Source organism: Phycisphaeraceae bacterium (genome assembly GCA_019636795.1).
Classification (GTDB): domain Bacteria; phylum Planctomycetota; class Phycisphaerae; order Phycisphaerales; family UBA1924; genus JAHBWW01.
This window is the reverse complement of the sequence record JAHBWW010000004.1, coordinates 210829-235094: the sequence shown is the minus strand read 5'-3', so window position 1 is coordinate 235094 and position 24266 is coordinate 210829. Positions and strand designations below refer to the sequence as shown.

Here is a 24266-nt window from a genome sequence, read left to right as displayed (position 1 = left end):
TCGGCGGGGTTTGTCTTTATTGACGCATCAGGCTGGCAGTCAATCTCCTGGCAATTCGCGCAGGCACAGTCAGCACCATGCCAGAAAATCGTGCTCGACTCATACGCACTGCGTCAGGCCAAAAGCGCAGTCTCTTGACAACTCCGCGGTGCTATCGGCTACCAAAAATTATCGCAGAGTTCTCTTGACTTGGTACTAGATTACCGATAAATCTATATAGATCTCCAGTTATGCCTTTCTGTAGCCACGAGGACTCTTCGATGACCTCCCAAACCAAAACCGTTCAGAATCGCCCTCGCCGAATCTCCGACCTTCCCCATGGGAGACACATGCCGGGAAACGGATTCCGCGAAGCCGGTATCGCGCTCCTCTGGGCGTTGTCAATCTCGACACTGATCCTCGGCACCGGTGGCTGGAGAATCTACAGCTCATGGCGCGAACGCGAAGACCAACGCCAACTCGCAATCGAGCAAGCCCAGGCCTACGAACGACTCATTGCTTCAGCCCCAGGCCCAATGCTCACGCTCGATGCAGCGATTCACGGCCGCGAACTCTTCGCCTCTGCCTGCGCCGCATGTCACGGCACGTCTGGTAAAGGCGCAACCGGACTCGGAAAAAACCTCGTCGAAAGTGACTTCGTCGCGTTGCAGGATGACGAAATGCTCCGGCAGTTCATCATCACCGGTCGCCCAACTGGCAAGCCCATTCCTATGCCACCCTTGGCCGGACGCGACGATCTCACAAACGACGACCTCCATCACATCGTCGTATACCTACGCGGGCTTCAGGATCCGCGCAGGATGCCCGAACTCCCCGAAATGGTTGTCGACAAAACACCCACGGCCTCCCAACTCGACTCAGCACTCGCAGCTGCTGGCGGCGATCCGGAACTCGCCGAGTGGATAGCCAGCGGCGACAGAATCTATCACTCCTCATGCATGGCTTGTCACGGCAAATCAGGCACCGGCGTCGCAGGAAACGGTAAGGCACTCGTCCGCAACGACTTCATCAAGTCCATCGACGACGACGCACTGCTCGCGTTCATAACGCAGGGCCGCTCCCCTTCTGACCCCAAAAACACGACCGGAATTCAGATGCCACCCAAAGGCGGAAACCCGGCAATGTCCCAAGACGACATTCTCGATGTCATCGCCTACCTGCGCACTCTGCAAGGCGACGCTCATGGTTCGGCAAACCCCAAGTAACTCACCTGCAATGCGAAGCTCCCTGTCGGAGCGCCCGTCATTGCAACCCAGGAGAATCGACATGAAACACAAACGGCGTTCCTCTCCTCTCAATGCTCTGGCCATGATTATGGCGGTGGGATCCATCATGACCTTCGTCACACCCGAAGCCGATGCCCAGCAGGAAGGCCGAAGACGCCGCGGCACACAGGAGGTCAGGCCCATCGAGCTCACCCCCGAGCAAGTCGCACAACTGACTCGCATCGCCAACGAGCGCAGTCTCAATGTCGATGACTTGCTCGCGGCTGCAAAGACCTTCATGCCCAGCGGCCGCCACGACGAATACGTGCTTTTCTCTTCCGGAGGCCACAGCGGGCAGATCCATGCCATCGGCGTCCCCAGCATGCGACTGCTGCGCACGATCGCCGTCTTCACACCCGAGCCATGGCAAGGCTACGGCTATTCCGGAGATGAAGATCGCGCCATCGAATCCCTCAAAATCAACGGCAAACCCGTCACCTGGGGCGACACGCACCATCCCGCACTCTCCGAAACCAAGGGTGACTACGACGGAGATTTCCTCTTCATCGGAGACAAAGCCAATGCGCGCGTCGCAGTCATCGACCTGCGCGACTGGGAAACCAAGCAGATCGTCAAGAACCCGCTCACAATCAGCGATCACGGCGCAGCCTTCGTCACCCCCAACACCGAGTACATCATCGAAGGCGGACAGTACGCCACTGTCCTCGGCTACGGCTACGCCCCGCCGGAAGAGTACAAAGAGTCCTATCGCGGAATGGTCACGATGTGGAAGTTTGATCGTGCCAAAGGACGCATCGACGAATCTAAGTCCTTCGCACTCGAACTCCCGCCCTACTGGCAGGATCTTGCCGACGCAGGAAAACTCGCCAGCGACGGCTGGATCTTCATCAACTCCTTCAACACCGAAATGGCAACCGGTGGCGTCGAACGCGGCAATCCCCCATTCGAAGCCGGCGCAAGCAAACGCGACATGGACTACCTCCACATTATCAACTGGAAAAAAGCAGAAGCCGCATTCGTCGCTGGCAAGGCACAATCCATCAACGGCTTCCCCGTTCTCTCGCTCTCGACTCTGATCGAAGACGAAATCATGTACTTCGCGCCTGAGCCCAAGAGCCCGCACGGCGTGGATGTCACACCCAACGGACAGTTCATCGTCGTCGCAGGCAAACTCGACCCGCACGTCACCGTCTACTCAATCGACAAAATCAAGAACGCAATCGCACAAAAGAAGTTCTCCGGATCCGACGCATACGGCGTGCCCGTCCTCGACTTCGACGCCGTCATGGAAGCACAGGTCGAACTCGGCCTCGGGCCACTTCATACCCAGTTCGACGACAAGGGCTACGCATACACATCCCTCTTCCTCGACTCCGCTGTCGCTCGATGGACCCTCGGCGGAGAGTATGCAAAACTCAACGCCGAACAGCCTTGGAAACTCGTTCAGAAAACACCAGTCCAGTACAACATCGGGCACCTCTCCGCCGCTGAAGGCGACACCGTCAGCCCCGATGGAAAGTATCTCATCTCCATGAGCAAGTGGTCGGTCGATCGCTTCCTGCCCACCGGGCCGCTCCTGCCGCAGAACTTCCAACTCCTCGACATCGCCCAACCTGGCAACACCATGCCTGTCATCTACGACAGCCCCATCGGCGTCGGCGAGCCCCACTATTGCCAGATGATCAAGGCCGACAAACTCAAGACCTGGACCGTCTACCCCGAAGTCGGCTGGGATCCGCACACGCAACGTCTCTCTCCCATCGCACCCAAAAAAGGCCAGGAGGGTGTCGTTCGCAATGGCAACAACGTGCTCGTCACCATGACCGCAGTCCGCAGTCACTTCTTCCCCGAGCATGTCGAAGTCACCGAGGGCGACTCCGTCACATGGCGCATCACAGCTCTCGAAACTGCCATGGACGCCACACACGGATTCTGCATCGGTGGCTACAACATCAACCTCTCTCTCGAACCAGGAGAGTTCGCTGAGATCAAGTTCGTCGCCGATCGCCCCGGCACCTATCCCTTCTACTGCACCGAGTTCTGCTCCGCGTTGCATCTTGAAATGATGGGCTACCTCCACGTCAAACCAAAGTCTCACAATTCCGCAGCCATTGAGTAACACACGCCAGTCCGCAGCGGTCTGACGATCGCAGCGGGCTTTTCAGTCGCGCCCAAGCACGCGCACAACACCATTCGGGAGTCCAGCATGGGCACTTTCCTCCGCACACTCATCGGGCCGCGAGTCCCTGAGCACGACCTGCAAGCCAACCGATTTCGCTATCTCACACCCACTTTCATCCTCATGGCAGCCCGCGTCCTGCTTCTTGTCTCCATCTTCTTCCCATACTGGCACATGGAACTCGACGCGCCGCAATATCCCAATGGCCTCTTCCTCACCGCATACTGCAACCACCTCACCGGAGACGTTCGCGAAATTGACGGCCTCAACCACTACATCGGTATGCGCCCGCTCGGCGAAGCCGCCGCATTCGAACGATCTGTCGCAGTATGGATGATCATCGCAATGTTCCTGCTCGTCGAAGGCGCAGCATTCATTCACAGCAAATGGGCTGTCCTCCTCGCAATCCCAGCAGTGACATTTCCCGTCGCCTTCATCGCAGATCTCTACTTCTGGATGCGCACTTTCGGTCTCAACCTCGATCCCGACGCGCCACTCTCGTCCTCCGTCAAACCGTTCATACCCACAGTCATCGGCGAAGGAGGTATCGGTCAGTTCAAAACCTACGCCGAGTTCGGCATCGGGTACCACCTCGCAGTCGCCGCCGCAATCCTCATCATCATCGGCTTCTACTTTCACCGTCGAGCATACCGCCCCCTGCAACTCCGCTTGAAATCACAGAGCACAGCATCAACCTCAGTGTGAAATGATGAATCGCATCTCACTCCAATTCAAAGTCCTTCTCGTCGCCGCAATGGCATGTACTGCCGCATCGCCAACTCCGGCCCAATCACCAGTGCATACTGAACCGAAGTTCAACAGCACCACCAGCACCCCGCGCACGCTCGGCGAAATCGGTCAACGCATCCAGGCAGCAAGTCCAGGTGACACAATCATCGTCTCGGCAGGAACCTACCACGAACACCTCGTCATCGACAAGACCATTTCCCTTATCGCACAAGGACGCGTCATCATCGACGGCGGCGGGTCCGGAGACATCATCGAAATCAACGCCCCAAATGTCACTGTGCGCGGCTTTACAATTCGCAACACCGGAATCGACCTCGACAACGAGAACGCCGCAATCCGCGTCCTCGCTTCGGACGTCACACTTCAAGACAATACCCTCGAAAATATCCTCTTTGGAATCGACCTTCGTCAGGCACCCGACGGACGCATTATTGGAAATCGTATCGGAGGTAAAATACTCGATATTGCTCGCCGCGGCGACGGCCTCCGACTGTGGCGCGCCGACCGAACCATCATCGAAAACAACATCATCCACGACGGACGCGACGCCATACTCTGGTATTCAAATGACGTCGTTGTTCGCAGCAACACCGGGTACGACTGCCGCTACGGCTTGCACCTCATGTTCAGCGACAACATCATCATCGAAGACAACGAGTTCACCCGAAACTCCGTAGGCATCTACCTGATGTACAGCACCGGAGTCAAACTCACCCGTAATCGCCTCATCAAAAACCGCGGCCCAAGCGGTTATGGCATCGGACTCAAGGAAACCGACCAGTTCTCCGTCCGCGACAACATCATCGTCGGCAACCGATCCGGCGTGTACATTGACGGCTCTCCATTCACAAGCACGCAGCCAGGCGAGTTCACTGGCAACACCATCGCCTACAACGACGTCGGCATCACATTCCTCCCCTCTGCACGAAACAACGAACTCGTCGACAACAACTTCATCGAAAACATCAATCAGATCGCCGTTGCCGGTCGCGGTTCGCTCGACGCCAATCAATTCTGGAGAGGCGAGCGAGGGAACTTCTGGAGCGACTACACCGGATACGACCAGAACAACGACGGCATCGGCGATTTCGTTCACGAGTCCTACACCCTCTTCGAAAACCTCATGGACAAACAACCCTCACTGCGCCTCTTCCTCTTCAGCCCCGCCCAACAGGCAATCGAATTCGTCGGACGCGCAATCCCCGCAGTTCGTCCAGAGCCAAAGTTCGTCGACGAAGTCCCGCTCATGCGCCCTGTTCCCGTCAGACCAAACCCCGCAATGAACGCCAACCCTGCACCCGCCTTGTTCGCAAGCGGAGCAGCACTCATTCTGCTCAGCACAACCATCATGTTGCTCGCTTTCCAGCGCACATCGCACGCACAAGCCCCTCCAGAGGCGGATGCATCGATCGGAGCCCTCGCATGATCAACTTCAATCACGTCACAAAACGCTTTGGCCGCGACACCGCTGTCAATGACGTCACGCTCACCATCGAACCCGGAGACAGCCTCGCCCTCTGGGGCTCCAACGGAGCAGGAAAAACTACGCTCATTCGCTGTGCCCTTGGCCTCCTTCGATTTCGTGGTTCCATATCCGTCGGAGCACACAATGTCCGCAAGCATGGCAAGGCCGCCAGGCTCCTCATCGGATATGTCCCACAGGAGCTCGGCTTCTACGACGACCTCGGTGTCGCCGACGCCATCTCCTTCTTCGCCAGACTCAAGGGACTACGCCGCGTCTCGCAAGCCGCCTCTCTCGCCAGCGTCGGACTCTCAGGTCACGGTTCAAAACGAATCCGTCATCTCTCCGGAGGCATGAAGCAGCGCCTCGCCCTCGCAATCGCGCTCCTCGGCGATCCGCCTGTACTCATCCTCGACGAAGTCACCGCAAGCCTCGACGCCGTCGGAAGAGAGGAATTCGTCACTCTACTCAAAAGCCTCACCGGCACCGGCCGCACCATGCTCTTCGCCTCACACCGCATCGACGAAGTCGCAACACTCGCCCATCGCGTTGCCACCCTCGAACGAGGCAAAGTCACGAAAGTCCTCGCATGCAGCGACTTTGTCTCTCAGATGAGGCACGGCGCGGTCCTGCATCTGCACGTCAAGCCGGCCGCACGCCAGCAGGCACTGCAATCGCTCTCAAACAGCGGATTTGCCCCGCAACTCAATGGCATCGGGCTGCTCGTTCCCGTCACACCCGAACAGAAAGCCGCCCCGTTCCGCGTCCTCGCCGAAGCACGCATCACCATTGACGACTTCGAACTCGTTTCCGTGGCCCACGCCGCCGCACACGCCAATCAACGCCAGGAGAAGCTCCCATGACAACTCTCTCCACTTCATTGCACGGGCACTCTCCTGCACACAAATCACCGCCATCCGCACTCCGCAACATCCTCACCGTTGCACACCGCGAACTGCGCGACGCAATCCGCAGCCGGTGGTTCCTCCTCTACTCCATCGCCTTCGTCATCCTCGGCCTGGCAGTCTCCTTCGTCTCGGCCGCAGGCACCGGAGGAATCGGCCTCTCCGGTTTCGGCCGCACCACCGCAGGACTCGTCAATCTCGTCCTCCTCGTAGTACCGCTCATGGCTCTCACCGCTGGTGCCGCTGCAATCGCCTCCGACCGGGAACGCGGAATGCTCGCCTATCTCCTCGCTCAGCCAATCTCACGCTCCGAAGTTCTTCTCGGAAAGTACCTCGGTCTCGGTGGGGCGCTTCTCGCGTCAATCGCCCTTGGACTGGGCACCTGCGCGATCATCCTCGCGTGGAAGGGCCTGCGCACTTCTCAAACAAGCATCCTCTGGCTCGCCGGACTCTCATTCCTTCTCGCGCTCGGCATGCTCAGTCTCGGATTTCTCATCTCCGTACTCGCCCGCCGTTCCTCCGTCGCAGTCGGAACCGCCATCTTCGTCTGGCTCACACTCGTCTTCGTCACCGACCTCGCGCTCATGGCCGGAGCAGTCGCCTTGCGACTCCGCATCGAGCAACTCTTTGCCCTTTCACTCGCAAACCCGCTTCAAGTCTTTAAGATGTGGTCTCTCCACGCCGTTGACGCCAGCATCGATGTCCTCGGACCGGCAGGCCTCTACGCAACCGAGGAATATGGCAGCCTCCTTCACGCCATCTTCGCAGGATGCCTCATCGTCTGGATCTTCATCCCATTGCTCCTCGCATCATTCCTGCTCTCTCGGAGGTCCCCACTATGAATACATACATTCGCATACGCACCATCACACTCATCGCCATCGCCGCAACCCTCGCCGCCTGCGGCCGCACATCCCTCCAAGGCCCCCCAGAACTCCGCCTCGGACGCAGCGAATGCGCCGAATGTGGCATGCTCGTCAGCGAAGATCGTTGTTCAAGCAGCCTCCTCGTCGAGTCTCGCGGCCTGCGCGAACACCTGCTCTACGATGACATCGGATGCATGCTTGATCACGAGCACAAGGGTCTCCCCGGCTTCAACATCATCGAGCGATACGTCCACGACCACAACACACGTCACTGGGTCCAGGCCGAAAACGCCTCCTTCCTCTTCACCGATCCTCAAACGCTCTACACCCCAATGGGCTCCGGCATCGTCGCCTACTCAACCAAATCAGACGCCATCGCCGCAGCCGAGACTCACGGCGGAATGGTTCTCGATCTCGCACAACTCGCTGATGCCCGAATCGCATGGAAGCAACGCCGCTACACCTCCCCGTAACCTTGCTGAACATCCAATGTTGGTGGGCAAGAATGCTCGGAGTTACCCAATGGTCTCGCAGTCAGTCGAATACGCTCTACGCGCCATGAGCCACCTCGCCTTGCTGGGCTCGATCGCAACCACCAGCCAGGTCATCGCCGACGCGACTCATGTACCCCGAGGCTACCTCTCAAAGATCATGCGAAACCTCGTCCGTGCAAATCTTGTTAAGTCATATCGCGGACGCAACGGCGGATTCGTCCTCGCTCGCAACCCGTCCACCATCTCCGTCCTCGACATCCTAAACGCCGTCGACCCGATCCGCCGCAACGACTCTCACCCGTCCGACAAACCACAGCACATCGCCAACACCCCACTCGATCAATGCCTCGACGACGCACTCACCTACATTCTCAATCACTTCGCCACCACATCACTCGAAAGCCTCCTCCGTGTGTCCGATCGCAATACGGCTCCAACTGACAATCCCGGATATCCGCCTACTCTTATCACATAATCAAGCCGCCAGCCTCAATCTCAACGCTACGGAACAACCTGACCATGCTCTCACAAACTGTCGAATACGCCCTCCGCGCAATGATCCACCTCGCCTCCCTCACCCCCGATTCATCAGTCAACAGCAAAGCCATCGCAGACCACACGCAAGTCCCCAAAGGCTACCTCTCCAAGATTCTCCGCGACCTTGTTGTCGCCGAACTCATCACCTCTCAACGCGGACCAAACGGAGGATTCACGCTCGCCCGCACCCCCGCGCAGATCTCGATGCTCGATGTCGTCAACGCTGTTGACCAGATCGACCGAATTACAAAATGCCCCCTCGGCAATCCCGAACATGTCAATCTCTGCCCGCTCCATCGACGCCTCGACGATGCCCTCGCGATGATCGAGCAAGAGTTATGCCGCACCTCGCTCGCTGAGATCCTTGCCACAAACACCAAAAACTCAACCTGCACATCGCTCATGAACCCACCCGTCAGCCGCAAAAAGTAATGCCCGCAGGCAAAAGTACGGCCCGTAGCCGCTCCCCATGACTCAAACTTGCCCTTCTCTGGTATCATGACACCCAAGTTATGAACCCGTCATCAGCGTCATCCTCAATCTAAAACGCAGGAGCCTCATCATGCCCGCACCAATCGTCCATTTCGAAATCGGCTGCAAAGACCTCTCCAAAACCAGCGACTTCTACTCCACACTCTTCGGCTGGAAGTACGAGTCCGGCATGCCCAGCATGTCCATGATCGGCAACCTCGGCCCATACGCCGAGAAAAAAACCGACGGCATCGGAGGCCACATCACCTCTCTCGGCCACCCGCCTCATCAATACGTCACCATCTACGCCCTCGTCGAAGATATCGAATCAACCCTCGCCAAAGCCGAAAAACTCGGCGGCAAAACCGTCATCCCCAAGCAGGAAGTCCCGGGCATGGGCTGGTTCGCATGGTTCAGCGACCCCGAAGGCAACATCATCGGCCTCTGGAAGTCAATGAACAAGGCCTGACTTCCCTCCCTCGCCATCTCCCGCTCGCACTGCACGCTCGCCCAGCCAGCGCACAATAATCACGCGCACAAAATCCCTCCCCCAAGGAGTCCTCACCGTGTTCATGCGCATGATCTACGACGACAAACTCGCCCAGGCCGCCTATCTCATCGGATGCCAGAAGACCGGCGAAGCAGTCATCATCGACCCGGAGCGTGATGTCGATCGCTACATCAACCTCGCAACCGCCAATGGCCTGCGCATCGTCGCCACCGCCGAAACCCACATCCACGCCGACTTCATCTCAGGATCACGCGAACTCGCCGAACAAATCGCCGCCAGGGTCTACGTCTCCGACGAAGGCGATGCCGACTGGAAGTACTCCTGGCTCGACAAAAGACAAAGCGGAGGCTCCTACCCACACACACTGCTCAAGAATGGCGACTCTTTCCACATCGGCAACATCGAACTCAAAGCCATCCACACCCCAGGACATACTCCCGAACACATCGTCTTCCTCATCACCGATCACGGCTCCGGCGCGACCGAACCCATCGCTCTCGTCACCGGCGACTTTCTCTTCGTCGGCGATCTCGGCCGCCCCGACCTCCTCGAAACCGCCGCAGGCCAACTCGGAAACATGGAACCTTCCGCACGCCGCCTCTACAAAACAATCCGCACCCTCGATTCCCTCCCCGACTTCGTTCAGGTCTGGCCCGCGCACGGCGCAGGCAGCGCCTGTGGCAAGGCGCTCGGAGCAATCCCCACCAGCACCATCGGCTACGAAAAACGCTTCAACCCCGCCATCAACGCCGCATCCACCGAACAGCACTTCGTCGACTTCATCCTCGCAGGCCAGCCCGAGCCACCCCTCTACTTCGCCAACATGAAACGCGACAACAAACTCGGCCCGCGCATCCTCGGCCAAGTCCCATCGCCCCCACACCTCCCCCTCGAAACCTTCCGCGCCCTCGATCCACGCGCCGTCGCCATCATCGACACCCGCCCATGGGACGACTTCCGCACCGGTCACATCCCCGGCTCACTCTCGTTTCCTCTCGTCAAATCCTTCAACACCGATGCCGGCTCAATGGTCCGCGATACCGAAGATATCTACCTCGTCGTCGCGCCCGAACGCCTCGACGAAGCCGTCCGCGATCTCATCCGCATCGGCCTCGACCGCATCAAAGGCTGGCTCCCGCCCCTCGAACTCGCAACCGCCCCCAACCTCGCTGCCATCAGCGAACTCTCCGTGGCAGATGCTCTCCCCCTCGTTCAACGCCGCGATGTCGGGCTCCTCGATGTCCGCCGCGCCACCGAGTTCTCCGAAGGCCACATCCCCGGTGCCACCAACCTCGCCCACACTCGCCTCGCCGCCCATCTCGACAAACTCCCTGCTGCTTCGCCCATCCTCATCAACTGCCGAAGCGGGTTCCGCTCCGCTCGCGCCGCCGCATTCCTCAAACGCCAAGGCCGCGAAGTCATCAACCTCCAAGGCGGCTTCCTCGCATGGCAAAAAGCCTCCGCGCCAATCGACCATTAACCCCCTAATTCCCAACCATGCTCTAGACGCCGGATCTTTGGGCGCACCCTAACCACCCAATCTCACCCAGCGCTCCCCCGCCCAAAGATCCGGGTCTCGTTCACACAGGTTGAGCCACCAACCACGATCCGTGATACACCTCCCCGTGCCACCGACCACGGCTCTGAGTGGTCGGTGTCCGATTGTCCTTGATCAACATCATCAACATCATCAGTATCATCAACATCAAATTTCCAACCATGCTCTAGACGCCGGATCTTTGGGCGCACCCTAACCACCCAAACTCTCCCAACGCTCCCCGCCCAAAGATCCGGGTCACGCTCACCATGTCCCCGATCGGAAAGCTCTGAGTGGTCGGTGTGACTTGCTGCCTAGCGACCCGGTTCACCGGATAAAGCCACCAGACGCCCGAGACAATCCATATTGTCTGGTCTCGGACTTCGGTGCCAAACATCTCCGGCAGGAGTGTGTCCCCCGTAACCGATGGTTCATGCCACCTGTACTACCACGCAACGGAGGTTTAATTCGATGCCTCGCAAGCAAAATAAAGTCACTTATCCTCCGGCGATTGAATCTCGTCGCCTTGGCACGCTCAAACTCGAATCTGATTTGCACCTCTACGAAGCGTCTGAGCGACTCACGATCCCAACTCGGCGGGTTCGCCTCTGTCCATTAGGGCTCCGACTGGTCATCTGGTTACCTGAAGTAAATGTCCTCGACATGACACACTTCGTAACAGCACTCGAGCGGCAGTTTGACCAATGGGTCAATGACCTTGATCGGATTCTCCACGAGGCCATACCGACCATCGAGTCAGCGGTCGCTCGCTTCTGGCAGATTCCTGACGAGCGTGCCCCGACCGCGCAGGAGCTGCTCGATAGTGGAGAGATCACGCATTTGAACCTGAGTATGGGAGAGGAATCGCATGAGATGCACATCCACGACGCAGGCGACCTGATCGGTAGCCATGATCTTATTCTGGTGCTCTCCGATGATTTCCATCCAGAGTCGGCTTACTTTGACGGTTGAAGAGCGAAGGGCCCCGGCTCTTGGGTAGGGCGGCACCAAAAACCCTCCCCGTGCCACCGACCGCTGCTTCGCGGTCGGTGTCCGATTGTCCCCTAACAACGTCATCAACATCAACAACATCAACTTCCCAACCATTCTCTAGACGCCGGATCTTTGGGCGCACCCCAACCACCCAATCTCACCGAGCGATCCCCCGCCCAAAGATCCGGGTCTCGTTCACACAGGTTGAGCCACCAACCACGATCCGTGATACACCTCCCCGTGCCACCGACCGCTGCTTCGCGGTCGGTGTGCCTTGCTCGCCTCTCCCCATGACCACAACCGTCACCGCTGTGCGCACACCCTGGCCCGCCTTCCGCACCTCCCACGCCCAACTCAATTATTTTTTTGGCCTCTTCACCCCAACCGACTTACCGCCCTCCGCCCCGCACTCACTGCCACTCATCGTGCGCACACACGCGTCCTCGCGCCCCTTGATGTCCCCTGCAACCCGTTTCGCACCGAACCCGACCCACCCCACTACAATCCCGTCCAACACAAAGCATTTACCCAACATAAAGGACAACCGATCAATGCGCGTTTTCACCTCATCCATCTGCACCGCCGCGCTGGCTTTCTCCTCTGCTCTCGCGTTCGCCGCCCAGCCCGACTCAGTCCCGCTCATCCCGCGCGAGATCCTCTTTGGCAACCCCGAACGCATCGGCGTCCAGATCAGCCCCGACGGCGAGCGCGTTTCATTCATCGCCCCCGTCAATGACGTCCTCAACGTCTGGGTCGCACCACTCGACGATCTCGACAGTGCCTTCCCAATCACCGGCGACGACGATCGCGGCATCCGGCAGTACTTCTGGATGCCCAATGGCACCCACATCGTCTATCTCCAGGATCGCGGAGGCGACGAAAACTGGCGCGCCTACTCAGTCAATCTCGAGTCCGGCGAAGAAGTCGATCTCACCCCCTTCGAAGGCACCCGCGCCACCATCGTCAATGTCAGCGAAGACTCTCCCGATGTTCTGGCCATCGGTCTCAACGACCGCGACCGCCGATACCACGACGTCTATCTCATCAACGCCGAATCCGGCGAACGCAAACTCCTCTTCGAGAATCCCCGCTTTGCAGGCGTCACCGTCGATGACTCCATGCGCGTCCGCATGGTCTCCGAGATGAACACCGACGGCTCCACCAGCTACCACCTCGTCCGCAACGACGAGATCCTCCCCTTCCAGACCATCCCCTACGAAGACGCGATGACCACCAATTTCGCCGGCCTCGACCGCAAGGGAGAAAATGTCTTTGCCGTCGATAGCCGAGGCCGCAATCTCTCGGCACTCACAGTGACCAATCTTGAAACCGGCGCTTCCAAGGTCATCTTCGAAGGCACCAAGTCCGATGTCGCCGGCGCGATGGTCAATCCCATCACCTCCGAAGTCGAAGCCGTCGCCACCAGCTACCTCCGCACCGAGTGGACCGTCCTCTCGCCCAAGGTCGCTAAGGACCTGGCTTACCTCCGCACCCTCGACGATGGCGAACTCAACGTCAGCAGCCGCAGCCTCGACGACTCGAAGTGGATCGTCTCCTTCCGCCGCGACAACGGCCCCACCGCCTTCTTCTTCTACGATCGCGCCGCCGGCAACGCCCGCAAACTTTTCACCAGCAGCAGCAAACTCGAAGGCCTCCCGCTCGCCACCATGCACCCGATTGAGGTTCCCTCGCGCGACGGCCTCACCCTCACCGGCTACCTCACCCTCCCCGTCTGGTCCGACACCGACGGCGACGCAACGCCCTCCGGGCCCTTGCCGATGGTCCTGCTCGTCCACGGCGGACCGTGGGCACGCGACTCGTGGGGTTTCAATCCATACCACCAGTGGCTCGCCAATCGCGGCTACGCCGTGCTGAGCGTCAACTTCCGCGGCTCAACCGGCCTCGGCAAAGCCTTCGTCAACGCCGGCGACGGCGAGTGGGCCGACTCGATGCACAACGACCTGCTCGACGCCGTCGACTGGGCCATCGCGCGCGGCGTGGCCGACAAGGACCGCGTCGCCATCATGGGCGGAAGTTATGGCGGATACGCCGCTCTGGCCGGCATGACCTTCACACCCGAAGTCTTCGCGGCCGGCATCTCGATCGTCGGCCCGTCAAACCTCATCACCCTTCTCGAATCCGTCCCGCCCTACTGGGCGCCGATGGTCGAGCTCTTCGCCAAGCGCGTCGCCGACAAGCGCACGCCCGAAGGCCGCCGCAAACTCCGCGACATGTCCCCGCTCACTCACGTCGATGAGATCGTCCGTCCGCTGCTGATCGGTCAGGGCGCCAACGACCCGCGCGTCAAGCAGGCCGAGAGCGATCAGATCGTCCACGCGATGCAGAAGAAGGGTCTGCCCGTCACCTATGTCCTCTTCCCCGACGAGGGCCACGGCTTTGCCAAGCCTGAGAACAACATCGCCTTCAACAGCGTCGTCGAAGCCTTCCTGGCTCGCCATATCGGCGGGCGCGTCGAGCCGATCAGCGACGAGATCGAATCGTCAAGCGCGATCATCATCAGTAAGGGAGAGCTCGATCTCCCGGCTGAGGAAGTCGGCTGGGGCGATGCGGCCGTCGGTGCTGCGCCTGCCTCTGCTCCGGCACAAGGCGCCGAGTTCGAGCGCATTGCGTTCGAGGATCTGGACCCGCAGTTGCAGGACTACGCGATGCAGATGCTCGATCAGGTTGACACGATTCCTGTCGAGATGCTCGCGATGGTTCTGCCCGACGCGATCCGTCAGGCCAAGGCCGCGCTCAATCAGGCTCCGCCCGCCGAGAAGCCGCTGCTGCAGTATCTGATCGGCGAACTTCAGGACCGCCTCGACGCGGTCAAGAAGTAACGCTATCGGCGACTCGGCGTGATTCCTCCGCCGAGGTGTGCTGTGCATGTTCGCAATGACCGGTGCCGCCCTCTGAGAGTTCAGGGGGCGGTTCTTTGCACCTGCTGCGCGATGTGCCTGATGCGGCCGAGCGTCACGATGCCGTCAGCGGCTGATGCTCCGCCGTGTCTTTGCGCCCTGGCGCACGATGCACCACGAGCCGACGACGCCCGACGCCGCGACGGCGGCGATGACCCAGAGCGGCGCTTCGCGCCAGAAGAGCAGCGCCGACGAACCCGCGATGGCCAGCCACATCGCACTCATCGCGATCGCCTTGGCACGCGGCGGCATGACGGCTCCGGGCACGAGGTACTTCGTGAAGGGGCTGAAGAAGCGGTTGTGGACCAATTTGTCGCTCAGCCACGGGCACGAGCGGGTGAAGCACCATGTCGCCATGATGAGAAAAATCGTTGTCGGCAAGCCCGGCAGCACGGCCCCTACGGCACCCAGCGCGACGCAGCACACGCCGACCCCGGCCAGCGACCAGCGGACGGCCCGCACGGGCATCGGCCGCACGGCTGGGGCCGAGTGAGAAGGGCTGATAATCGTTTGGCTGGTCGTGAGCATTCGCGAACATCCTTCGAACAAGCGAAAACTGGATCGTGCCTACCGCTGATCGTTGGCGGTCAAGTGTCGAAAGTCACGCGCTATTGAGATTGATTCTCAGGGCTGGCCTCTTCGTGCCTTCGCATTCGCCAAAAGAGGCGAAAACCGCGCCGACCCGAGGCCACGGCGGGCTCCGGCTGGCCTGATTCGAGTGGGCCCTGGTTTCATGTGGCCCGATGATGCCCGCAGAAGACGGTGTGGGCATGCCACCCGACGATCAAGCCCTGCGCCGCGCGGATACACGATCTTGACGAGACGAATTGTCGTGTCGGCGCGACGATACACGAGGTTGACGCGACGAATTGTCGTGTCAACGCGCCGATAAACGATGTTGACGCGCCGAATTGTCGTGTCAACGCGACGATACACGATGTTGACGCGCCGAATTGTCGTGTCAACGCGCCGAAACACGAGGTTGACGCGACGAATTGTCGTGTCAACGCGCCGAAACACGAGGTTGACGCGACGAATTGTCGTGTCAACGCGCCGAATTGTCGTGTCAACGCGCGTATCAGGAGCAATTCGGCGCGCTTTTTGGGGCAATCGGAGCGTCACACTCGCGTTTTCGAGGGTCAGAAGGCCGACGATTCCCCTATTGCTGGTGTTTCAGCACCCGCCAGCCGACCGACCCGGCCTGGTGCAGTGGCCATGGCTCTCCTTGGCCACGATCAGTGGCAAAGCCGGGGCAAGGACACCCGACATCGATCGGGCCCGGATCCCGCCGCGGCCGCAAGCGAAGTCCGTCATGGCCATGCAAAGCCATGGCCATGCCATCCAGCCTTCATGAGAAATCGTCCATGGCACCGGGCTTTTTGTCTCATGTAGTTCCTATCTCTGCATCATTCCTCATCGGGCCAAGTGATCGTGATGGGAAAAGTCAATTCCTCTCCAAACGCCTCATCAGTCTCCAGCACCCCCAGCGCATCATCGCTCGGACGCAGAACGACAATCGCGTCGGCGGGCGTGGTTTCGAGCCTGATCGCGTCGCCCTGTTCATGTGAGCCGGCCCTGGCTGGAGTCGTGAGATAAAACAGGTGCTTCTCAGCACCCTCGACGAGTAGAAGCACATCCATCGCCACGGCAACTGGCGGCGCATCCACGCTTACGCTGACATAGATCGATGGGCTGAACTCGTCGATTTGCGGGACGATGCGGCTGATCCGCAGGTTCTTCGTGAAATGCAGCGACAAGTCCGGATCAGAGGACCAGGTCACCAGCGGCTCCGGCTCCGCCACGACCTCAACTTGAAAGGTCTTCTCGACCATCCAACGGCTCAAGTAGGTCTCGGAAATCGATGGGTCCGTGCCCGGCTCGCCGACGGTGCAAGACCAGGTGATCGTGACCGTGTTGTTTCCAATGTTCAGCGGGAGGTTTCTCCGCGTGCTCGATGAACCGCCGGTGCTCATGCCCTGCGAGGTGCCATAGCCGGCGCTCACGCCCGGCGATCGCGTGAAAGTGCGGCCGCCCTCAATCGAGATTTGCTCGATCGCTTGAGAGTAGGAGATTGGGGTACCGGTTCCGCTGCGGTCCGCTCTGACCGAGCACATGATGGCTACCGGCTTGCCGGGGCGAACTTTCTGTTGCATGCGCGGAGTAACCGTAAAGGCCTGACGCCAATAGACGGCAAGTTGTTCCTCCTCCAGATGCCCGTCCGCACCCATCGCTTCGATCAGATTGCCCCACAGCGGCTCCCATGTCGTCCGCGCTCGATCTGCTTGAAACGCGAGTCCGGTGTCGATGATCCGGTCGATCGCTGAATCGCCGAGTTGGTCAGCCGCGTACCGGATCGACAGCTCTTCGACCGCAGAATGGACACTGGCCGGGGTTCCGCTTCGTGCCTGCCGAATCAGCCAGCCCGTCGGCTTATAGGTGTTCCAGTTCACCCCGCTCGCCGCCCAGAGCCCGATCAAAGCGAACAGCATCGCTGCCGTCAAGAACGCCCCGCCGAAGAACACCGCCCGCCGTCGCTCCCGCCGCTTGATACGCACCGCGCCCTCATCGAGCGCCTTTCCGCACTCCGGGCAGCGCTCCCCACCCGGATACAACCCCGCCAAGTCAAACCCGCACCCGCGGCACACGGGGTGGTCATCCACCCGCCGCCCGCGCAGGCCGACGACCACCAATCCGATTCCGACCAGCAGCAACAGCCCCACCAGCCCGATCACCATTCCCATCGCCATCACCTCCAGGCTGCCTGCGGACCTTCCCCCATTCTATCCGATCCCTCAGCCTATCAGGAGATCTTCATGCCGGGTGCAGTGGCCATGGCTCTCCTTGGCCACGATCAGGGGCAAATCCAGGGCAAAGACGCCCGGTCTTGATTGACCCGGATTCCGACACGCCCTTTGCGGATGTTCTTTATGGCTTAGCAAAGCCACGACCATGGCTGTAGCGTCTGAAGCGCACGGCACCCATCGACTTGCCCGCCCCGTTGATCACAGCCTGCGCGTCGAAGTCATCGATCGCGCCGTCGCCATTGATATCGCCGCCCCAGCGGTGCTCGGCCCGGCCGTATGGCGAGTACGCCACGCGTTCGTGCAACACCCCGGCATCGTCAAGCACAGCAACCACGCTGAACTGTACGTCGGTCGCCATGAAAAAGATCCCGTCGCCGCTGTCGGCAAAGTCGCCGTCGGCGTTGCGGTCCAGGCGGCGCAGAGACAATCATGCCCGTTGTGCGGGACCGGCACCGAAGTCGAAGAGCCGACTTCGGTGGGACGCCGAGCATGATTGATCGCGGAACATCGGTGCCACCACCTCTGCAATAACTCCGGCATACGCGTTGCTCTACCACTTGCGATGCCGACACAAATCGCGAAGCCAAGATATGAGGGGAAGTGGGAACACATAAAAGGAAAGCCATGTGGACGATTCAGGAATATCTCTCAAGCTCTCTCGCAGCTCGATTGGGGCAGAGTCACAAAAGCGACGCCACTCGCGGCGAAGCTGCTCCCCAACTCCCGTTCCAGCTGAAAAAAAGGCGCACACATATGACTTTGTTCCGTCAGTCGCGAGCAGGTAAACGCCAGTTGAAGAACCAGAAAAGCCAAATATTTCGTTGCGAGATCCCGGTGAAGTTATGAGAGCTACATCGCGCTCTTTGGCGCGTCGAAGCGGGAGCTTCTTCTCAAGGGAAGTCCGAACTCCATGTAAGCCATCTCCTTTCCGAAAGACTACGCGCTGGCGGCACATAATACTATGAAATGAAAGCAGTGTAATAATAGCACTTAGTGCGATAACCGGCTCTTCGATTCCGACCTGTCGCGATGAAGCATAACCGGGATTATAAAATAAAACAAGCACGTACACAAGGCCTAGCATGGCAACCACAATGATAAACGTCACAGCAATCGCTCCGCGCTGACGAACCCTGAGTGTCCATTCAAATGAACTGCCCGGGCGATCCTCGAGAACAACCCCGTTGATCTCCGTGAAATGTACGATACGAAGCGGGGCCGCTGCTTCCCTTATTGTGGGACCTTGCGCCTCAAAGAGCCGTTCTACGACATTGCACTCATTGATCATGGAATAGCCTCTAGTTATCGTTGTGCTCACAGCATGAAGTCATTTTCGTGCAGGTCTTCTGCCATCTTTGAAGATTCGCCCGCAGATGACCAGCCCAAGAGTCGCACAGGCCGTTACGGCTTGGGTCCAAACTCATCTGAAACTGAATCTCCGCCGCACTCACCCACACGGCGGCTGCTACATCGCCGCCCAGCAAGATCCACCCAGCCACTGGGATCGGCTTCAAGCATGGTTCGACGACGTCTATGGCTGCGAGGCCTGCGCTTGTAGCGGCTTCCATGTATTGACCTTCGCTCAATGCTGATTCTACGTCGCTGAGGTTCATGCATGCTCCGACACCAGAAACGCTTCGTCTAGCGACTTCCCCTGTTGTTTTCTTAAGGAACTGACGTGTATAATTGTGATTCGCCATAGTTTGGCATCGCATCATCTCGATGCGCTTTGGCTTACGATTGCGCATAGATTCAAGCTTCTTTTTCAGCTCGGCATCAAAGGAATCAAGTTTGAGCCTAGCAGGATCAATAAGGTAAACCTCAGCCACCTCCGAAAGCAACTCCTCCGTCGCAGTGAGCAACACATCTTGCCACAAAGCTGGCACAGTCGCAAGGAGTGAGCTCCAGGTCGAGGGGCACTGAGATATCAGAGCAGAATTCAAATTTCTGATTCTGCGCGCGAGTTCCGAACACTCTCGAGCCAACATGATGGCAGAAGTCACACCGCTGAACAAGCCGAGGGGATCGGTGAGGCCTACTGAGTTCGACATTGCATACTCATACAACCCCATCCCATCGACATACCCAATTGGATCTCTCTCGATCCACCGCCCTAGCCGCGGGCTGTAGTGCCTGAAGCGCACGCAGTAGATCTGCTCCTCGCAGTTGAACCGATACCCCGCGTAGCCGACTTCGTTGTCCGGCCCGTCTTCGTCGCGAGGTCCGCTGATCCAGCCCGTCGGCAGGGCCGCACGCGTGCCGAACGCCTGCAGGCGCGTGATGTCCTCCGACACGCCGTACGGCAGGATCGACCCGTCGCGATCAAGATCCAGGTCCGGGTGATAGCCCGTGTTGCCGATCGACTTGCCCGCCCCGTTGATCACAGCCTGCGCGTCGTAGTAATCGACCGCGCCGTCGCCATTGACATCGCCGCCCCAGCGGTGCTCGGCCCGGCCGTATGGCGAGTACGCCACGCGTTCATAGAGCACCCCGGCATCGTCGAGCACAGCAACCACGCTGAACTGTACGTCGGTCGCCATGAAAAAGATCCCGTCGCCGCCATCGGCAAAGTCGCCGTCGGCGTTGCGGTCCAGGCGGCGCAGAGACAATCATGCCCGTTGTGCGAGACCGGCACGGAAGTCGCAGAGCCGACTTCGGTGGCACGGGGGAAGGCAGACTTTGGTGCCGCCTCGCCTCGCGCCGAAGCGGCGTGGCATGCGACCCATCGTTCGGCGATCCTGTTCGCTGGCGATTGCTGCCCCTCGGACCGCCACCCGGAGGTGTGCCCCTGCGGTGCAAACCTCCGGCGTGCTCCTGTGCGTCAGAGTTCTTCGCGTTTGATCTGGTCGTGCTCGCGGCTTCGCAGGACATTGGCCCAGACTTCGGGATTGAAGAGCATCAGGGCGATTCCCAGTGCGGCGGCGGCGGCTCCTGCGAACCAGTTCCAGACCAGCCCGATGACGATCCCGACGACGATCATCGAGCCGAAGACGAGGATGAACATGAGGCCCAGGCTTGAGCCGTGAATCATGGCGCCGCCGGGTCGACCCTCGGGGGATTCGTGGGCCATGTGCTCGGCGATTTCGGCTTCGATTTCGGCTTCGGCGTGAAGATCTTGGCTCTTTTCGCTCTGGGCCGAGAGATCCGCGATGCGTGAACTGAATCAACTGCTCAGCGACAAGCCTGTCGCCCTGCTGACGAGCCTGAATCGTGGCGTGCTGGATGTCTATCAGGTCCGCATCGCCCCCGATTCGCCCGCAGCTGGACGCATGCTGCGCGACCGCGTCACGCCCGAGGGCTTCATCATCGCGTCCATCAGCAGTGCGGGTGATGCGTACGTCCCCGACGGCGACTCAACCATCCGCGCTGGAGATACCCTGCTGGTCGTCGGCCCGCACAAGCGTGCTGCCGATCTGGCCAGGCTTGCGGGAAGTGCGTAGTCCGCCATGAACCACCGCTTCGTCATCAGGCAGATCGGTGTGCTCCTGCTTGCACTCTCGTGCGTGCTGGGAGCGCTCGGGGCGTATGCCTTCGTGCTTGGTCTCACGGACGATCTTGAATCGCGCACGCCTGCCGCTTTTGCCGTTGCTGGAGCGTGCGGGCTGCTCGCGGGCTTGCTTGCGTTCGTGCCGTTCAGGCGTGCCACGCCCCAGATCGAGCGTCGCGAGGCCATGCTGCTGGTTGCACTGACGTGGATCGTCGGTGCGGCGCTGGCGAGCCTGCCGTACTACTTCTGGGCGCTGTGGTGTCCTTCGGAGATTCCCGCGCGGGCGCTGCTCCGGTGGCGGTGAACTGCTACTTCGAGGCTGTCAGCGGGCTGACCACGGTGGGCGCGACGATCATCAGCGGGCTTGACGAGATGCCTCGGAGCATCCTGCTGTGGCGTGCGTTGACACAGTGGATCGGTGGGCTGGGCATCATCGTGCTCTTCGTCGCCATTTTGCCCAGCCTCGGCGCGGCCACCAAGCGCCTGTTCGTCGCCGAGACCGGCACAACACGTTCGGGCGTGCGCCCCGAAGTGCGCCAGACTGCGCGTCTGCTCTGGATCATCTACTCGTGCCTGACGCTTGCTCAGCTCATCGCTCTGCGTCTGGCCGGCATGACCTGGTTCGACGCGACCTGCCACGCCTTTTCGACGCTGGCGACCGGCGGATTCAGCACGCGCGATGCCTCGGCCGCTGCTTTCAGCTCGCCGGGCATCGAATGGATCATCATTCTCTTCATGATCCTCGGTGGGGCGAACTTCGGGCTGTATTGCCAGTTGGTGCGCAGGCGCTTTCGCGCGGTCCTGGCCGATACCGAACTGCGGTTGTATCTTGGGTCGATCGCCGTCGTCACCGCGATCATCGCTGCTGTCATCGTGCATACATCCATCACCTCGACCGCGGGCCAGGCTGCCAGCGCGACGACCGTCGAAGCCGTCCGCGCTGCTGCCTTCCAGACCGCGACCATTCAGACCACCACCGGCTTTGCCACCAGCGACTTCAATCAGTGGCCTCTGATTGCCAAGTCGCTTCTTGTCCTGCTCATGTTCATCGGCGGTTGCTCGGGCTCGACCTCCGGCGGCATCAAGGTCATTCGCGTCTGGATCGTCGTGCGCGCTCTTGCCGGTGAAATCGAACGCTCCTTCCGCCCCAACGTCGTGCGCCCCGTGCGCGTCGGAGGCAGCATCATCGACGACACCGCCATGCGCGCGGCCATGAGTTACTTCATCGCCGTGATCCTGCTCTGGGTCGTCGGAACGGGCGTGCTGCTGCTCCTCGAGCCCGCAATCGACTTCACCACGGCCGGCACCGCTGTGGTGGCCTGCTTCAGCACGGTCGGTCCGGGCCTCGGGCGTGTCGGTGCCACCGAGACCTACGCGTGGCTCGGCGAGCCTTCAAAACTCATGCTGTGCGGCGTCATGCTCCTGGGCCGACTCGAAATCTTTGCCCTCCTCGTCCTCTTTTCGATCAGATTCTGGCGTGATTGAAGCGGGCCTTGCACACTCTGGAATCCCTCAAATTATGGAACCATCAGCTGCACACGCATGCTGAGATTGGGCTTGGAACCCTTGTCCGGCCGATCCACAGAGCGATGAACTGCGTAAGGGCAATAGGGGCCTGTCAAACTGGAGGGAGTTTGACAGCGCCTGAATCCCCCCATACGTTCCCTCTCACCATCCGAGGCTTCTCTTCGACATGAATCACTCGTCGCAAGAACAAGATCCGAACAAGACCGCGCCGCTGGCAGGGAGCGACGACACGACGCCCATCGCAAACAACAGCGACGAGCTGTCGGTCGAGGAAGTCGAAGAAGCCATTCAGCGCGCTGCGAAGGGCAACACCAACATCGACACGCTGGTCGGTCGACTCGTGGTTGAGCAGGGGCTGGCCACCACCGACGAAGTGCAAGCCTGCCTGACCGCCGCCAAGCACACGACCGAAGGCGAAGACCGACGCGATCAATCGCTGGCACAGATTCTCCTGGACAAGGAGTTCATCACCAAGCGTCAGCTCGCACGCCTCAAGGAGCGCATCGAGGCCGAACGTTCCGGCCAGCAGATCCCGGGATTCAAGATCGAGGTCAAACTCGGCTCGGGCGCGATGGCCACGGTCTATCGAGCACGCCAACTGAGTCTCAATCGCTCAGTCGCCATCAAGGTCCTGCCGAAGCAGCACAGCCAGAACCCGCAGTTCATCGAGCGTTTCTTTGCCGAAGGGCGAGCCGCGGCTCAACTCAATCACCCCAACATCGTGCAGGCCTTCGATGTCGGTCGCGCCGGCGACGTGTATTACTTCGTCATGGAGTACGTCGAAGGACGCACTGTCCACGACGACATCGTCAAGCACAAGCGCTACGCCGAATCTGAAGCTCTCGATATCGTCATTCAGGTCGCTGAAGCCCTCGAACACGCGCACTCGAAGGGTCTCATCCACCGCGATATCAAGCCGAAGAACCTGATGATCTCGAAGGAAGGCGTGGTCAAGGTCGCCGACATGGGTCTGGCACGCGCCATCTCCGACAAGGATGCTGCGGAAGCGGAAAAAGGCAAGGCCTTCGGCACGCCCTACTACATCAGCCCCGAGCAGATCCGCGGCGAAGTCGATATCGCTCCGCCCGCCGACATCTACTCGCTTGGCGCCACCCTCTACCACATGGTCACCGGGTCCGTCCCCTTTGAGGGCAAGAACCCGACGTCGGTCATGCACAAGCATCTCAAGGCCGACCTGGTCCCGCCCGATCACGTCAACCCGAAACTCTCGGCAGGCATCAGCGAAGTCATCGAAATGATGATGGCCAAGAAACCCGGTGCCCGCTACCGCAACTGCACCGACCTGCTCGTCGATCTTCGGGCGCTGCGCCGGAATGAAACTCCTCCACTGGCTCATCGTGAAATCAACGCTGTCGACGAACTGGCCCAGCTCGCCGCTGCCGAGGCGTCCGCACCCGCCGAACTCCCGATCGATTCCTCATCGCCCTCAGCCAAGCCGCCGATCTCAGACCTCCTTGTCGAACCGCTCTTCCTGGTTCTGGTCGGCATGTTTCTCATCAGTCTGGCTTTGAATCTCTGGCAGTTCCTTGCCAGTTCCTGATTCACGCCCCCATTTTCTTCGGCTTCACCTGCTATCCG

At 60.0% G+C, this 24266-nt stretch carries 23 protein-coding genes; 17 read left to right on the top strand and 6 right to left on the bottom strand.

What is annotated here, in order from left to right; all coding sequences use genetic code 11:
• The first annotated feature begins 329 nt into the window (after window positions 1–329).
• The 13 genes from KF757_10065 to KF757_10005 all read left to right on the top strand — a co-directional run bounded on the left by KF757_10065 (window position 330) and on the right by KF757_10005 (window position 14771).
• Complete coding sequence (locus KF757_10065) at window positions 330–1205, top strand: c-type cytochrome (GenBank protein MBX3323323.1); 876 nt, start codon at window positions 330–332, stop codon at window positions 1203–1205.
• 61 nt (window positions 1206–1266) lie between these two features.
• The gene (nosZ, locus tag KF757_10060) at window positions 1267–3345 is read left to right on the top strand and encodes a Sec-dependent nitrous-oxide reductase (GenBank protein MBX3323322.1); all 2079 of its coding nucleotides are present in this window, start codon (window positions 1267–1269) and stop codon (window positions 3343–3345) included.
• 87 nt (window positions 3346–3432) lie between these two features.
• Complete coding sequence (locus KF757_10055; GenBank protein MBX3323321.1) at window positions 3433–4110, top strand: hypothetical protein; 678 nt, start codon at window positions 3433–3435, stop codon at window positions 4108–4110.
• A 1-nt stretch (window position 4111) separates the two neighbouring features.
• Window positions 4112–5581 (top strand): nitrous oxide reductase family maturation protein NosD, encoded by a 1470-nt coding sequence (locus tag KF757_10050; protein ID MBX3323320.1) that lies wholly within the window; start codon window positions 4112–4114, stop codon window positions 5579–5581.
• A complete protein-coding gene (locus KF757_10045) occupies window positions 5578–6480 on the top strand; it encodes an ABC transporter ATP-binding protein (protein ID MBX3323319.1) in 903 nt (300 codons plus the stop codon). Before KF757_10050 ends, KF757_10045 begins: the two co-directional genes overlap by 4 nt.
• Window positions 6477–7364, top strand: a complete 888-nt coding sequence (locus tag KF757_10040; protein MBX3323318.1) for an ABC transporter permease — start codon at window positions 6477–6479, stop codon at window positions 7362–7364. The genes KF757_10045 and KF757_10040 overlap by 4 nt, the downstream gene beginning before the upstream one ends.
• Window positions 7361–7861, top strand: coding sequence for a nitrous oxide reductase accessory protein NosL (locus KF757_10035; GenBank protein ID MBX3323317.1), 501 nt, complete (start codon window positions 7361–7363; stop codon window positions 7859–7861). Before KF757_10040 ends, KF757_10035 begins: the two co-directional genes overlap by 4 nt.
• A 49-nt stretch (window positions 7862–7910) precedes the next feature.
• Entirely contained in the window at window positions 7911–8357 is a 447-nt protein-coding gene (locus KF757_10030; protein MBX3323316.1) for an Rrf2 family transcriptional regulator, read from the top strand.
• Between the two features lie 44 nt (window positions 8358–8401).
• On the top strand, window positions 8402–8851 hold the full coding sequence (locus tag KF757_10025) for an Rrf2 family transcriptional regulator (protein MBX3323315.1): 450 nt from the start codon (window positions 8402–8404) through the stop codon (window positions 8849–8851).
• Between the two features lie 130 nt (window positions 8852–8981).
• Window positions 8982–9359: a VOC family protein gene (locus KF757_10020; protein ID MBX3323314.1), complete on the top strand. Its 378-nt coding sequence runs from the start codon at window positions 8982–8984 to the stop codon at window positions 9357–9359.
• Between the two features lie 97 nt (window positions 9360–9456).
• The gene (locus tag KF757_10015) at window positions 9457–10881 is read left to right on the top strand and encodes an MBL fold metallo-hydrolase (GenBank protein MBX3323313.1); all 1425 of its coding nucleotides are present in this window, start codon (window positions 9457–9459) and stop codon (window positions 10879–10881) included.
• Between the two features lie 528 nt (window positions 10882–11409).
• Entirely contained in the window at window positions 11410–11910 is a 501-nt protein-coding gene (locus KF757_10010; protein ID MBX3323312.1) for a hypothetical protein, read from the top strand.
• A 572-nt stretch (window positions 11911–12482) separates the two neighbouring features.
• On the top strand, window positions 12483–14771 hold the full coding sequence (locus KF757_10005; GenBank protein MBX3323311.1) for a S9 family peptidase: 2289 nt from the start codon (window positions 12483–12485) through the stop codon (window positions 14769–14771).
• A 144-nt stretch (window positions 14772–14915) separates the two neighbouring features.
• Here the strand turns inward: KF757_10005 and KF757_10000 are convergent, their stop codons facing one another.
• From KF757_10000 to KF757_09975, 6 genes are all read right to left on the bottom strand, one after another.
• Window positions 14916–15377 carry a YbaN family protein gene (locus KF757_10000; GenBank protein MBX3323310.1) on the bottom strand — a complete coding sequence of 154 codons (462 nt, stop codon included), beginning with the start codon at window positions 15375–15377 and terminating at the stop codon, window positions 14916–14918.
• 96 nt (window positions 15378–15473) lie between these two features.
• Entirely contained in the window at window positions 15474–15959 is a 486-nt protein-coding gene (locus KF757_09995) for a hypothetical protein (GenBank protein ID MBX3323309.1), read from the bottom strand.
• A gap of 296 nt (window positions 15960–16255) precedes the next feature.
• Entirely contained in the window at window positions 16256–17590 is a 1335-nt protein-coding gene (locus tag KF757_09990; GenBank protein ID MBX3323308.1) for a hypothetical protein, read from the bottom strand.
• Window positions 17591–17774: 184 nt separating this feature from the next.
• Window positions 17775–18080: a hypothetical protein gene (locus tag KF757_09985; protein ID MBX3323307.1), complete on the bottom strand. Its 306-nt coding sequence runs from the start codon at window positions 18078–18080 to the stop codon at window positions 17775–17777.
• A gap of 871 nt (window positions 18081–18951) precedes the next feature.
• Window positions 18952–20262 carry a hypothetical protein gene (locus tag KF757_09980; protein ID MBX3323306.1) on the bottom strand — a complete coding sequence of 437 codons (1311 nt, stop codon included), beginning with the start codon at window positions 20260–20262 and terminating at the stop codon, window positions 18952–18954.
• Window positions 20263–20474: 212 nt separating this feature from the next.
• Window positions 20475–20684, bottom strand: coding sequence for a hypothetical protein (locus tag KF757_09975; GenBank protein MBX3323305.1), 210 nt, complete (start codon window positions 20682–20684; stop codon window positions 20475–20477).
• 118 nt (window positions 20685–20802) lie between these two features.
• On the opposite strand from KF757_09975, the gene KF757_09970 reads away from it, so the two are divergent.
• The 4 genes from KF757_09970 to KF757_09955 all read left to right on the top strand — a co-directional run bounded on the left by KF757_09970 (window position 20803) and on the right by KF757_09955 (window position 24228).
• Complete coding sequence (locus tag KF757_09970) at window positions 20803–21093, top strand: TrkA C-terminal domain-containing protein (protein ID MBX3323304.1); 291 nt, start codon at window positions 20803–20805, stop codon at window positions 21091–21093.
• 6 nt (window positions 21094–21099) lie between these two features.
• On the top strand, window positions 21100–21444 hold the full coding sequence (locus KF757_09965; protein MBX3323303.1) for a hypothetical protein: 345 nt from the start codon (window positions 21100–21102) through the stop codon (window positions 21442–21444).
• On the top strand, window positions 21435–22625 hold the full coding sequence (locus KF757_09960; GenBank protein MBX3323302.1) for a TrkH family potassium uptake protein: 1191 nt from the start codon (window positions 21435–21437) through the stop codon (window positions 22623–22625). Before KF757_09965 ends, KF757_09960 begins: the two co-directional genes overlap by 10 nt.
• Window positions 22626–22833: 208 nt before the next feature.
• Window positions 22834–24228, top strand: coding sequence for a serine/threonine protein kinase (locus KF757_09955; GenBank protein ID MBX3323301.1), 1395 nt, complete (start codon window positions 22834–22836; stop codon window positions 24226–24228).
• Window positions 24229–24266: the final 38 nt, after the last annotated feature.

Bases quoted from the DNA above. Each gene is read 5' to 3' on its own strand.
- KF757_10055 (MBX3323321.1), top strand. From the start codon at position 3,433: ATGGGCACTTTCCTCCGCACACTCATCGGGCCGCGAGTCCCTGAGCAC.
- KF757_10035 (MBX3323317.1), top strand. From the start codon at position 7,361: ATGAATACATACATTCGCATACGCACCATCACACTCATCGCCATCGCC.
- KF757_10025 (MBX3323315.1), top strand. From the start codon at position 8,402: ATGCTCTCACAAACTGTCGAATACGCCCTCCGCGCAATGATCCACCTC.
- KF757_10050 (MBX3323320.1), top strand. From the start codon at position 4,112: ATGATGAATCGCATCTCACTCCAATTCAAAGTCCTTCTCGTCGCCGCA.
- KF757_09955 (MBX3323301.1), top strand. From the start codon at position 22,834: ATGAATCACTCGTCGCAAGAACAAGATCCGAACAAGACCGCGCCGCTG.
- KF757_09970 (MBX3323304.1), top strand. From the start codon at position 20,803: ATGCGTGAACTGAATCAACTGCTCAGCGACAAGCCTGTCGCCCTGCTG.
- KF757_10045 (MBX3323319.1), top strand. From the start codon at position 5,578: ATGATCAACTTCAATCACGTCACAAAACGCTTTGGCCGCGACACCGCT.
- KF757_09965 (MBX3323303.1), top strand. From the start codon at position 21,100: ATGAACCACCGCTTCGTCATCAGGCAGATCGGTGTGCTCCTGCTTGCA.
- KF757_10005 (MBX3323311.1), top strand. From the start codon at position 12,483: ATGCGCGTTTTCACCTCATCCATCTGCACCGCCGCGCTGGCTTTCTCC.
- KF757_10020 (MBX3323314.1), top strand. From the start codon at position 8,982: ATGCCCGCACCAATCGTCCATTTCGAAATCGGCTGCAAAGACCTCTCC.
- KF757_10030 (MBX3323316.1), top strand. From the start codon at position 7,911: ATGGTCTCGCAGTCAGTCGAATACGCTCTACGCGCCATGAGCCACCTC.
- KF757_10000 (MBX3323310.1), bottom strand. From the start codon at position 15,377: ATGCTCACGACCAGCCAAACGATTATCAGCCCTTCTCACTCGGCCCCA.
- KF757_10010 (MBX3323312.1), top strand. From the start codon at position 11,410: ATGCCTCGCAAGCAAAATAAAGTCACTTATCCTCCGGCGATTGAATCT.
- KF757_09990 (MBX3323308.1), bottom strand. From the start codon at position 17,590: ATGGGAATGGTGATCGGGCTGGTGGGGCTGTTGCTGCTGGTCGGAATC.
- nosZ (MBX3323322.1), top strand. From the start codon at position 1,267: ATGAAACACAAACGGCGTTCCTCTCCTCTCAATGCTCTGGCCATGATT.
- KF757_10040 (MBX3323318.1), top strand. From the start codon at position 6,477: ATGACAACTCTCTCCACTTCATTGCACGGGCACTCTCCTGCACACAAA.
- KF757_09975 (MBX3323305.1), bottom strand. From the start codon at position 20,684: ATGATTCACGGCTCAAGCCTGGGCCTCATGTTCATCCTCGTCTTCGGC.
- KF757_10065 (MBX3323323.1), top strand. From the start codon at position 330: ATGCCGGGAAACGGATTCCGCGAAGCCGGTATCGCGCTCCTCTGGGCG.